Source organism: Mesobacillus sp. AQ2, from assembly GCF_030122805.1.
GTDB lineage: Bacteria > Bacillota > Bacilli > Bacillales > Cytobacillaceae > Mesobacillus > Mesobacillus oceanisediminis_A.
Genome location: NZ_CP126080.1, coordinates 2,272,295 through 2,283,976, shown reverse-complemented (window position 1 = coordinate 2,283,976; position 11,682 = coordinate 2,272,295). Strand labels below are relative to the sequence as shown.

The following is an 11,682-nucleotide window of genomic DNA, read 5'->3' as shown; positions in this document are numbered from 1 at the left end:
AGATGACAGTACAAGGAGGTTGCGAAAAAGATGCTAGAGGCGCTCCACCATTTTTTAGATCTGAAAACATTAATCTGGTTATTTCCTATCATTTTCATTTTCCATGATCTAGAAGAAATCATAACCATTGAATCTTCCATGGCTGCAAACAAATATCCGAAAACCAACTTCGTCGAGATGACATTAACAATGAGGAAAAAGTTAGGGTCCACCGCTGCCGAGCTTGCTGTTTCAGCTACATGGATTTTATTGATTATCTCCTTCACTGCAGTTATGACCGCTAAGTTTGCATCTAACGGAGAAGGTTTTCTTATGTTTACAGCCATTCTTAATTTATTTGTTTTACAGGCATCCATGCATATCGTTCAAAGCATTAAGTTCAGGGCCTATACACCTGGGATCATAACGTCCCTGTTCCTCCTTATCCCTTACTGCCTCGTTACCTATTATTTTTTGGCTCAATATGGACTCTTGGACTGGCAAATAATACTCACCAGTCTTCCGGTTAGTTTGGTCATGATCATGGTTTTCCTGGTTGGCAATCTTTTAGGGCGTAATTTTATTCGATGACTGGTTTTGGACATATTATCGAATCCATCTGATAAAGGTTCGGTTCATTGGAAAAGGAGTATTGAAAAACAGGCAGAAAAGTCCTGTCTGTTTTTCAATACTCCTTTTCCACAGTCCAATATATTTAAGCTTCAACAGTTATACCCTTCAGCATCTGATTCATACTTCCGCTTTTATACCCAGTAAGGTCTAAGGCAACATATTTATAGCCAATAAGCTTCAATTGCTCGGAGACCAGAACATTATACTTAAGAAGAAGCTGCATATCTGACGGATCCACTTCTATTCTGGCAATCTCATTATGGACTCTGACACGAACCTGTTTAATCCCGAAGCTTTTAATATATTGCTCCGCTTCATCAACTTTTCTTAGCTTCTCAATAGTGATTTTCTCACCATACGCGATTCTTGAGGATAAACAGGCAAGTGAAGGCTTATCCCATGTATCAAGACCCAGCTCCTTCGAACGGATCCTAATATCTTCTTTGGTAATATCCGCTTCTGCCAGAGGCCCTCTCACATCTTTTTCCATTGCTGCTTTTACGCCAGGTCGGTGTTCACCGAGATCATCCTTTATGAGACCATAAGTTAAATTGTAATAACCTTTTTCGGCCATAATAGGATAAAGGTTTTCAAATAGTCCTTTTTTACAGTAATAACACCTATTTGAGTCATTTTCGGTGTACCCAGGAATGGCAAGCTCCGACATTTTAATAATCTGATGGGGAGCATCGATTTCTTTTGCGATACGAATGGTTTCTTTCAACTCTGACGGAGGAAAAGACTCAGAATCTGCTGTAATAGCCAGAACATTTTCCTTTCCGAGGGTATCCAAAGCAACCTTTAATAAATAAGTGCTATCCACTCCGCCTGAGAAAGCGATAATTATTCTTTCCATCTCTATTAATATTTCTTTAAGTTTTTCCTCTTTTACTAGACTGTTATGTATATCCATTTGACGGCTTCCTCCTTTTATTGTTCACCAATAACAAATCGAACAACATTTGGGTGTGACATAAAATCTTTGGTTCCTGCACCATACCCAATTTCCCTAACCTTCATGGAAGGCATGGGTCCGAAATCATTCGCGAGAGTACGGACAATCGCGGCTCCTGTAGGTGTTGTTAATTCAGTCTGTACATTTGTTTCACGTAGCGGAATATCTTTTAGGATTTCCAAAGTAGCCGGTGCCGGTACAGGATAGAGGCCATGAGCAATCTTTATATAACCGTTACCTGCAGCAACAGGTGTGCAAACTACTTTTTCGATGTTGAGAGTATGATAAGCGATCGCAGTTCCGATAATATCAATCATAGAATCTACTCCGCCAACTTCATGGAAGTGCACCTTTTCCAGAGTGCTGTCATGAATTTTTGCTTCTGCCTTTCCTATAACTTCAAACATCTTTAAGGCTGTTTCTTTTTCGGGTTGATCAAGCTCAGATTCTTCAATCGCTTTTTTTATATGTGTATAGTGACGATGTGAATGTTTTTCCTCTTCTGTATTGATAATCAGCTCCGTACTGGCAATCCCCTTCTTAACAACCTTTTTTGTGGAGAGAGAGAATTCCTCCTGAATAACAGACCTTAGCTTCTTCTCCACTACTGATAAATCAACGCCTAATTCAGTAAAAGCTGCCAAAGACATATCCCCGGCTATACCTGAAATACCGCAATCTATATATAATATTTTCACCTTAAATACCTGCCTTTGTTTTCTATCTTTATATTCTGAGCATCAAGGAGGCTGAATAGCCTGCGCCAAAGCCGTTATCAATGTTGACAACAGTAACGCCAGAAGCACATGTGTTAAGCATACTTAGTAATGATGTTATACCGTTTAAATGCGCACCATAGCCTATACTGGTTGGTACAGCAATAACAGGGGTTGAAACAAGCCCGCCTACGACACTGGGCAATGCGCCTTCCATTCCTGCGACAACAATTAAAACATCACACTTTTTTATTTCCTCCAGCTGAGCAAACAGCCGGTGGATTCCCGCTACTCCTATATCATAAAAACTTGAATATTGATGGCCCATAGCCTCAATCGTCACTTCAGCTTCCCTGGCCACCGGAATATCAGAAGTTCCTGCACAAATGACACCAATTTTCTTTTCCGTTTTCAGCTCGTAGTCCTCAGGTTTGTATAGGAGTGTTTTGCCCGCTGAATCGTAGACTGCCCCTTCAACTTCCCTGCAGACTTTTTCGGCAGCACCCTCAGCCACCCTTGTAGCAAGAACCGTCTTACCCTTATTCACTAAGTGCCTAAAAATTTGTACTATTTGCTCCGGTGTTTTTCCGGCTCCATATATGACCTCAGGAAATCCTTGTCTGAATTCACGTTCATCATCCACTTTAGCGAAGCCGTAATCTGTAAAACCCTGTAATTGTTCTTCTGCTTCCTCAATTGAAAGATAGCCATTTTTTAATTGTGTTAAAATATGTGTAGTATACGATTGCATTCCTTTCGTCCTTTCTTTATCTCTTAATCTCGGAAAATTCAATCCAAGGAGGCCTGTAAAAGATGCAGCATGGTCAAGAACATATCGATCATGAAATGATTAAAATTGAAGTGAACCTGGATGACATACCTGGTGAATGGCTGGGACATGTTATGGATTTATTGCTGGATGCTGGAGCAAATGACGTCTTTTATGTTCCTATATACATGAAAAAAAATCGGCCAGGCACCATGCTTCAGGTTTTGTGTCAGGATAATCAAAAGTTTGAGATGATGGATATTATTTTCAGGGAGACTACCACACTTGGCGTAAGATATTATCCACTCTCTGTAAAACGGCTTGGCCGGCAATTTAAAGAGGTTCAGACACCTTGGGGATCGGTCTCTGTGAAACAGGGTATACTGCAGGGTGAAGTTGTGCAGCAGGCCCCTGAATATAGCGATTGCAAAGCAATATCCGACAAACACGGCATTCCTTTAAAACTAGTTTTTCAGGAGGTGTGGAAACAATTAAATTAGTAGCTTCCCATTTAAAACACCGCCAGGTTGGAATATTGTTTCGCTTTTTCTGTAAGGTCTGAATAATCCTTTTCAGATTTAAGCTTTTTAGGGTTGACTAACGATCCTCCAACACCTGCCGCAACAGCACCTGCTCTAAAATAGTCATGGATATTTTCGGCGTTTATGCCTCCTGTTGGCATCAATGGGATATGGGGAAGAGGTCCTTTCAGACTTTTAAAATAGGAAACACCCAGCACATCCGCCGGAAACACCTTGATGATGTCCCCTCCATTTTCATATGCAGTAAGAATTTCGGTTGGCGTAAAAGCCCCTGGAATACTGAGAACACCGTACCGCTTCGCCATCTTAATCGTTTCAGCATTCACTGTTGGCGAAAAGATGAATTCAGCTCCTGACAGGATTACTGAACGTGCTGTTTCGGCATCTAGTACCGTTCCCGCCCCGACAATGACCTCATTTCCAAACTCTTCTTTTACTTTTTCAATTAACGCGCAAACCTTGGGTGTCTCGACTGTAATTTCAAATGCGCTGATACCCCCTGACTTTAGTGCATATGCGATAGGCAAAATCTGATCAGGACGTGCACCGCGAATAACAGCTACAATCTTGCTTTTTTTCAATTCTTCTAGCCTGCTCATTGATCTTCCTCCCTTTTATCTCGTAACATCATCCAGGCAGCCAGACAAAAAGGAAGAAAGATCAGATCGAGTGGGCAAGCCTTCTGCATCGCCATTCACCATTGTGACCATCGCCCCCATCGCATTGCCCCGCAGCACGGCTTCCTCAAGCGAAATTCCATCCAGAAGCCCTGAAAGAACACCAGCTGCAAAGGCGTCACCTGCCCCAACTGGATCAACGACGCGTTCGACCAGAAAGCCCGGGATTCTCGTCATTGGAACAGAGGGAGAAGAAATGAGTGCTCCCTGTTTACCCAACTTCATAATGACTGTTTCAATGCCAAGATCATGAAATTTTTCAACGTATTCCTCTGGGGTAAGCCTACCAAACAAAAATTCTGCTTCGGAAATCCCCGGAAGTACCAGATTGCTTTCAGAAGCAAATTTCTTTATAACCTGGCGAGCTTCCTCCTCATCTCGCCAAATTTTCAGACGAAGATTGGGATCAAAAACGATTTTTGTTCCATTACCTTTTGCTATGAGGATTGCTTTTTCAAGCATTTCCCGGCATGAGATGCTGAGGGCTGGTGTAATGCCTGTAATATGAAGATATTTAGCATCTGAAATGGAGTCCTCTTCCAGCCATTCGGCACCCATTCTGCTGGCGGCTGAGTCTTTTCTATAGTAATAGACACGCGTATCATTCAGTCGTCTAAATTCCTTGAAAAACACTCCAGTAGAAGCACTTTGATCGCGTGTTACAAAGGAAACATCCACTCCTTCGCCGCGGATGAATGACAGCATCGCATCTCCGAACTCATCCTCTCCAAGACGGCTGATCCATCTGGAACGATGTCCTAGACGACTCAATCCAATGGCAATATTTGACTCTGCCCCGCCAAATTTCATTGAAAAAGAAAGGGCATGTCGAAGCATGCCCTCTTCATTCGGTGTAAATAGTGCCATCGTTTCCCCGATTGTTACGACATCCATATCTAACAGCCCTCTTTCTGTGAATTAGCTATTACGTAATTGGATAATGTCCCGATGTTTTCAATGGTAATACTCATTCTGTCTCCATCTTTTAACCAAACCTTGGGAGTACGGCCCATGCCGACCCCTGGAGGAGTTCCAGTAGCAATTATATCGCCAGGCTTTAACGTCATAGACTGCGACAAGAATGAAATGATTTGCGGCACGGAAAATATTAAGTTGGAAGTATTTGAATTTTGCATGACTTCGCCATTCAGTTCCAAAGAGATTGCAAGGTTGTGAGGATCACCGGCTTCCTCTTTAGTGACGATCAGAGGGCCTGTTGGTGCAAATGTGTCAGCTGTCTTCCCTCTGGACCACTGCCCATCTTTGAATTGCAAATCACGTGCACTAATGTCGTTCATGATCGTATAACCAAAAACATATTCCTCTGCCTCTTCTTCCGATATCCACTTTGCCTCTTTGCCAATCACAACGGCCAGCTCTGCTTCAAAATCCACCTCATTTGAATTAATGGGGATTTCCACAGCGTCATTGTGCCCAACAATTGCATTTGCATATTTTGAAAAAATCACTGGCGAAGCTGGGGGCTCCATTCCGGTTTCCCTGCAATGATCTATATAATTCAGACCGACACAAATGATTTTTTCCGGGGTTGGGATTGGCGGAAGAATTTTTACTTCAGATACCGGAAAAACGGCGTCGCGATTTTCATTTTGTTCAATGAGCCTTCCTGCAAGCGGAAGCAGCTCATCGCTTTTCTCTATAAAGGTTTTCAAACACTTTGGAAATAGATCTTCCCCGAGCAAGGTTAAACTAATGGCGTTCTCACCTTGAATGACGCCAATATGGTGTTCAGATTGAAAGGAAAAAGCAGCTAGTTTCATCAGTTTCAATCCTTTCTTACGTTAGGGCATAAGGTGTTTTTTCACCTTTTAGAACCTGAACGATATTTCTTGCAGCTTTTTGCCTTAGCTCTACCATGGCTTCCTCGGAATACCAGGCACTGTGCGGAGTAATGATGACATTGTCCATATTAAGAAGAGGGCTATCGATGCTGATTGGCTCCTCTTCAGTCACATCAAGAGCAGCACCTGCAATGATCCCTGTTTCGAGCGCTTCGATTAGTGCCTTTTCATCTATAATCGGACCGCGGGCAGTATTAATAATGACAGCAGTTTTCTTCATTTGGCTGAACCTTACAGCATTTAATAGATGGAAGGTATCTTTGACAAGCGGTACATGCACAGATAAATAATCCGCTTCCCGGATAATCTCATCGAGCTCCATTTTTCTCACTCCGACTGCAGCCATATCCTCTGCAGAAACGAATGGGTCATATGCTGCCAGTTTAAAGCCAAGAGGGTTAACCTTTTCAATGAACCTGCGGGGAATTCGGCCGAAACCTAGAACTCCTACTGTCTGTTCATTAAAACGATGGATGGGTACACACGCTTTAAAGTCCCAGTTGCCTTTTTTTACTTCATTATTTAATAGCGGTACTTTCCGTGCCCATGACAATAAAAGGGCCAATGTATGGTTCGAAACTTCTTCCATCCCGTAATCCGGAACATTGGCAACGGTAATCCCTTTTTCAGTGGCAGCCTCCAGATCAATCGTGTTGATCCCCACGCCGTAGCGGGAAATCACCCTGGCGTTTTCAAGCGATTCGATTACACGGCGTGATATGGGCGCATATTGATTTAAGATGGCGTCAGCCTGTCTGGCCTGCTCGATGACCTGTTCTTCTGTTTTGCACTGGGCTTTAATGAATTCAATATCAAGTCCGCTCTCTGCAAAAACGTCTTCCTCGTATTTCAAATTATCAAATTCATAGTCTGTTAAAAGTACTGTAAATGCCATTTTTTCACCCCTCGATTATATGAAGAAATCCCCAGAACTAAATAAAAAACCGCTTCAGGGATTGAAATACTATTTTGCTAACGTTTTTTCTGCCTTTGGAATACCAAGTCCTTCTGCACCAAGCTTTGAAGTTACCGCTTCAGGATAGTAGCGTTCAATCATTTGAATGCCAATGGAGGCACGGCGCACACGTTCCTTTACCAGTGAGATATTCGTGCTTTCCCATTGCTTTCCTGAAGGGTACACATCCGGATGATTGCGAAGGCCAAACTTAATATAAACGGGAGCGAGCACTCGAATGATTTCCGGAATTTCGTAATAGCGCAGGAATCCCCCGAAATTATCTGGAACCTCTACATAAAGATCGATTGGGATATCAATGGCCTGCCGGATCGCTGCAAGCTTTGCAAGCGGCAATGCGGAAGGAACATTATAGGTATTGGCGCCAATATCCTGCATGAGCTTTATAGATACAGGGTTTGCCGAACCCATTTGAACAGATACCTTTACAACAAAGTCTTCCGGAAGCTGGCCTCTCTTTTTCATTTCTTTGGTTAAAAGAAGAAGTCCTTCATCAGCCACAAGCGCGCCTCTTAAGCCAAGTGCTGCACCACGTTTTAGATCTTCCATTGCGTATACAAGCTGATCGGCCCCTTCATGGCGAAGAGCCTGCGATTTGCCTGCAGTTGTAAAAGATGAGGCACTGATATCCCATGTGCCCCTTGGACCCACGAATAAGCTTAGCTCCATACCGCGTTCTGCAGTCAACTCACACATTTCTTTGATTTCCTCATCTGTTTGAAGCATAATACCGCTCCCCTGTGAGACGCGGTGAATCGTTAATCCGAGACGGTCAATTTCTTCAAGCGTGGCTTTTAAAGCTTCAGGCCCTTCAACGCTTGGTATCTCAATCCGGTATTGTGCACCGTCCGGGAATCTCTTGTTAGAGGTTGGCAACTCTTGATAATCGCTGGATGGATAGCCTAACTGTTCAAGCAAATCGCGTGATTCCTTCATAATTGGACGCCTTCTTTCGATTCAATAGTTTTTAATAGATTTTGAACTTGCTCACGTAAATCCGCAGGATATACATCAAAAGGGGTACGGTGTCCCGCTGCTGTATCAAACCATCGCACGTGAACTGCCTCCTTCATGGTTGTAAAAAACGTCGGGCAATAGGTGTAAACATCCATAAGTCTGGAGATTATCTGATGGTTTCTCTCCGCTTCTGCCAAAACACCTCTTTGATAGGCTTCATACAGGTTTACTGACACTTCCGGTGCAAAAACAGAGCTGCCATTAATGCTTCCATCTGCACCGATCATCAGCGCAGGAAGCATATGCTCATCAAATGCAGAGAAAACAAGGAAATCAGGACGAACTTCCTTTACCTTTGAGATTACCTGGCGTATATGACCGAAATCACCGACAGTTACTTTAATCCCTGCAATATTCGAATGATCTTTAGCCAATTTTATGATTAACTCAACCGGCAAATTTTGTCCGGTTAATTGCGGGATATTATAAATAAATACGGGCAGCTCAGTATTGCTCGCAACACTTGAATAAAAGCGGTAAAGCTGCTCATCTGAGAGTTTCCAGTAATACGGGCTGACAACCAGCACACCATCTGCTCCAAATTCTTCTGCATAAGAGGTTAGTTCATGCACCTCCTTGAGCGCGGTATGGCCTACACCAACCATTACTTTTACGCGGCCATTGATATGTTTAAGCATTTCCCTGACATAAAGCTTCCGTTCTTCAATGGTAAGTGAAGAAAACTCTCCAGAACTGCCCATCAGCAAAATACCATGAATTTTCTGTGAAATCAGCTTATCAAGATACTTTCTATTCAAATCCAGATCCAAATTTCCTGCCTCATCAAACAAGGTGACAACCGGGGGAATAATTCCTTTAAAGCTCATTCTTTCTCCTCCTTTACCATTCGGCAATACTGCCGTCTGCATGGCGCCAAATAGGGTTTTTCCAATCATGTCCGACTTCCGCTGCCTGTTTCACTTTTTCTTCATTAATCTCAATACCCAGGCCCGGCTGGTCAGGAATGCTCACATAGCCATCTTTATAGGCAAATACTTCTGGGTTATTGATATAATCGAGAATATCCATGCCCTGATTATAATGAATCCCCAGGCTTTGTTCCTGGATGATGAAATTAGGGGTAGAAGCATCCAGATGAACTGATGAAGCAAGCGTCATCGGCCCAAGGGGACAATGCGGTGCAATGGAAACATCATATGCTTCAGCCATCGCAGCAATTTTCTTGCCTTCGAGAATACCGCCTGTGTGTGACAGATCAGGCTGGATAATATCTACATATCCGTCCTGCAGAAGCTGCTTAAAACCCCAGCGCGTGTACATTCTTTCCCCGGTTGCAATCGGGCAGGATGTGTGGAGCGCGATTTCCCGCAGCGCCTCATTGTTCTCCGGTAGCACCGGCTCTTCAATAAACATCGGGCGGTAAGGTTCAAGCTCCTTCACAAGGGATTTGGCCATGGTTTTATGAATCCTGCCATGAAAGTCTATTCCGATGCCAAAATCCTTGCCGAGTGCTTCGCGAATCGATGCAACCCGCTCAATTACCGAGTCAATTTTTGAAAAGCTGTCTATGTAGTTCATTTCTTCGGAGGCGTTCATTTTAATTGCCTGAAAGCCCTGTTCCTGCTTTTCTTTTGCTGCAGCAGCGACATCAGCCGGACGGTCTCCTCCAATCCAGGAATATACTTTGATTTTTTGGCGAGCCTTGCCGCCAAGCATTTCATAGACTGGTATTTTATAATACCTGCCTTTTATATCCCAGAGGGCCTGTTCAATGCCGGAGATGGCACTCATCAGAATCGGACCGCCCCGGTAAAATCCGCCGCGGTACAGTGTTTGCCAGATGTCCTCAATGTCATTGGGATTACGGCCTATGATGTAATCTGACAGTTCAGTGACTGCTGCCTTTACTGTTTCTGCACGCCCTTCAACAACCGGCTCTCCCCAGCCGGATATGCCTTCATCTGTTTCAATCTTTAAAAACAGCCAGCGAGGCGGAACTTTATACAATGAAAGTTTCGTGATTTTCATATGGGCACCTCCTGCCATTAGAATAAAAAGGAGATTTCTATTATAAAAATCTCCTTTTTATTTTTTCTGATTTTCACTTCGTATTTTAGGAGCCCTTGATGAAAACCGTTTTAATAGCTGTATAAAACTCCTTCGCTGCTTCTCCCTGTTCGCGAGATCCTGTGCTGGATGATTTCATGCCGCCGAATGGGGCCTGAAGTTCCACTCCAGCGCTTTCTGCATTAATTCGGACAAGGCCTGCTTCAATTTCATCGATGAACTCCAGAATCGATGTGATATCTGATGTAAAGATGGATGCGCTCAATCCATATTTTGTATTGTTTGCCAGGTCAATCGCTTCTTCCAGATCAACTGCTCTGATCAGCGCAATGACCGGCCCAAAAATCTCTTCCTGGGCAATCGCCATGTCAGTTGTCACTTCTTCAAAAATTGCCGGTTTTACGAAGAAGCCCTTATCATATTCCCCGCCTGTCAGAACTTCGCCGCCATGAACCAGTCTGGCTCCTTCGTTTTTACCAATTTCAATATACTTGTTGAATGTGTTGAATTGGCTTTCGCTTGCACAAGGTCCCATCCAGATGCCTTCCTCAAGCCCGTTGCCGACTGTGATTTTTTCGGAAGCTTCAACCAGCTTTTGCTTAAACTCGTTATAGACTTCGGATTCTACGATTACGCGGCTTGAAGCCGTGCATTTTTGACCTGAGGATCGAAATCCGCCGCTGATGACCGCTTCAACAGCCTGATCAAGATTGGCATTTTTCGTAACGATAACCGGGTTTTTCCCGCCCATTTCAAGCTGGAACTTGATGCCGCGAGCTGCAGCTGCTTTCGCTACACTTTGACCAACACTTTCTGATCCGGTAAAGGTAATCGCATTCAATTTGGGATGTTCGATCAACCCCTGGCCGATAACAGAACCAGATCCCGTAACAAAGTTCAATACTCCTTCAGGGAAACCAGCTTCTGCAAAGCATTCAACCACTTTTGCAGCTGTGACAGCCGCTTCACTGGCAGGCTTGAATACAACTGTATTTCCGTACACAAGAGCAGGAGCGATTTTCCAGATTGGAATCGCAACCGGGAAATTCCATGGAGTAATGACACCAACAACTCCAAGGGGAGCTCGCTTTGTAAACATTAGGGCATCTTTATCTGTTGATGGAATGACATCGCCATCTTTGCGCATACCTTCACCTGCATAATAGCGGAGGATCGCAATGCCTCTGGCTGTTTCTCCTTTTGCTTCAGGAAGGGTCTTTCCCATTTCGCTTGTCATGCTTTTAGCAATTTCATCAAGCCTTGATTCAAGGATGTTTGCTGTTTGGAATAATAGCTGGCCTCTCGCTGCCTGGCCAAGCTTGCGCCATGCTTTCTTCGCATTGAATGCTGCCTCTACAGCCTGATCCAGCTCTTCTTGAGTGGACTTTTGCACATAGCCAACTGCTTCCTTTGTAGCCGGGTTAATGCTTTCAATGACATTTCCGGATGCAGATTCTTTCCATTCATTATTAATAAAGTTGCTGTATGTTTTTGTTTCAATGGTAGTTTTCATTTATCCAGTCTCCTT

13 protein-coding genes are annotated in these 11,682 nt (G+C 43.6%); 2 read left to right on the top strand and 11 right to left on the bottom strand.

What is annotated here, in order from left to right; translation table 11 throughout:
* Window positions 1-30: 30 nt before the first annotated feature.
* A complete protein-coding gene (locus QNH36_RS11415; RefSeq protein WP_283905279.1) occupies window positions 31-570 on the top strand; it encodes an HXXEE domain-containing protein in 540 nt (179 codons plus the stop codon).
* Window positions 571-694: 124 nt separating this feature from the next.
* Here the strand turns inward: QNH36_RS11415 and larE are convergent, their stop codons facing one another.
* From larE to larB, 3 genes are read right to left on the bottom strand one after another with little or no spacing between them, the layout of a single operon-like run.
* A complete protein-coding gene (gene larE, locus QNH36_RS11410) occupies window positions 695-1,525 on the bottom strand; it encodes an ATP-dependent sacrificial sulfur transferase LarE (protein WP_283905278.1) in 831 nt (276 codons plus the stop codon).
* A 17-nt stretch (window positions 1,526-1,542) separates the two neighbouring features.
* Window positions 1,543-2,265, bottom strand: coding sequence for a nickel pincer cofactor biosynthesis protein LarC (gene larC / locus QNH36_RS11405; protein ID WP_283905277.1), 723 nt, complete (start codon window positions 2,263-2,265; stop codon window positions 1,543-1,545).
* 28 nt (window positions 2,266-2,293) lie between these two features.
* On the bottom strand, window positions 2,294-3,034 hold the full coding sequence (gene larB / locus QNH36_RS11400; protein ID WP_283905276.1) for a nickel pincer cofactor biosynthesis protein LarB: 741 nt from the start codon (window positions 3,032-3,034) through the stop codon (window positions 2,294-2,296).
* A gap of 62 nt (window positions 3,035-3,096) precedes the next feature.
* Between larB and larC2 the strand changes: the two genes are divergently transcribed.
* A complete protein-coding gene (larC2, locus tag QNH36_RS11395; RefSeq protein ID WP_283905275.1) occupies window positions 3,097-3,552 on the top strand; it encodes a nickel pincer cofactor biosynthesis protein LarC2 in 456 nt (151 codons plus the stop codon).
* Window positions 3,553-3,563: 11 nt separating this feature from the next.
* On the opposite strand, the gene QNH36_RS11390 is transcribed toward larC2, so the two are convergent.
* The 8 genes from QNH36_RS11390 to gucD form a co-directional block, all read right to left on the bottom strand.
* Window positions 3,564-4,193, bottom strand: coding sequence for a bifunctional 4-hydroxy-2-oxoglutarate aldolase/2-dehydro-3-deoxy-phosphogluconate aldolase (locus QNH36_RS11390; protein WP_283905274.1), 630 nt, complete (start codon window positions 4,191-4,193; stop codon window positions 3,564-3,566).
* A 15-nt stretch (window positions 4,194-4,208) separates the two neighbouring features.
* Window positions 4,209-5,165, bottom strand: coding sequence for a sugar kinase (locus QNH36_RS11385; RefSeq protein WP_283905273.1), 957 nt, complete (start codon window positions 5,163-5,165; stop codon window positions 4,209-4,211).
* A 2-nt stretch (window positions 5,166-5,167) separates the two neighbouring features.
* On the bottom strand, window positions 5,168-6,052 hold the full coding sequence (locus QNH36_RS11380; RefSeq protein ID WP_283905272.1) for a fumarylacetoacetate hydrolase family protein: 885 nt from the start codon (window positions 6,050-6,052) through the stop codon (window positions 5,168-5,170).
* A gap of 16 nt (window positions 6,053-6,068) precedes the next feature.
* Window positions 6,069-7,028, bottom strand: a complete 960-nt coding sequence (locus QNH36_RS11375; RefSeq protein WP_283905271.1) for a C-terminal binding protein — start codon at window positions 7,026-7,028, stop codon at window positions 6,069-6,071.
* 69 nt (window positions 7,029-7,097) lie between these two features.
* Window positions 7,098-8,045 carry a U32 family peptidase gene (locus QNH36_RS11370; RefSeq protein ID WP_283905270.1) on the bottom strand — a complete coding sequence of 316 codons (948 nt, stop codon included), beginning with the start codon at window positions 8,043-8,045 and terminating at the stop codon, window positions 7,098-7,100.
* Window positions 8,042-8,953, bottom strand: a complete 912-nt coding sequence (locus QNH36_RS11365) for a dihydrodipicolinate synthase family protein (RefSeq protein WP_283905269.1) — start codon at window positions 8,951-8,953, stop codon at window positions 8,042-8,044. The genes QNH36_RS11370 and QNH36_RS11365 overlap by 4 nt, the downstream gene beginning before the upstream one ends.
* Window positions 8,954-8,966: 13 nt before the next feature.
* Entirely contained in the window at window positions 8,967-10,115 is a 1,149-nt protein-coding gene (gene dgoD, locus QNH36_RS11360) for a galactonate dehydratase (protein ID WP_283905268.1), read from the bottom strand.
* Window positions 10,116-10,200: 85 nt separating this feature from the next.
* On the bottom strand, window positions 10,201-11,667 hold the full coding sequence (gene gucD, locus QNH36_RS11355) for an alpha-ketoglutaric semialdehyde dehydrogenase GucD (protein WP_283905267.1): 1,467 nt from the start codon (window positions 11,665-11,667) through the stop codon (window positions 10,201-10,203).
* Window positions 11,668-11,682: the final 15 nt, after the last annotated feature.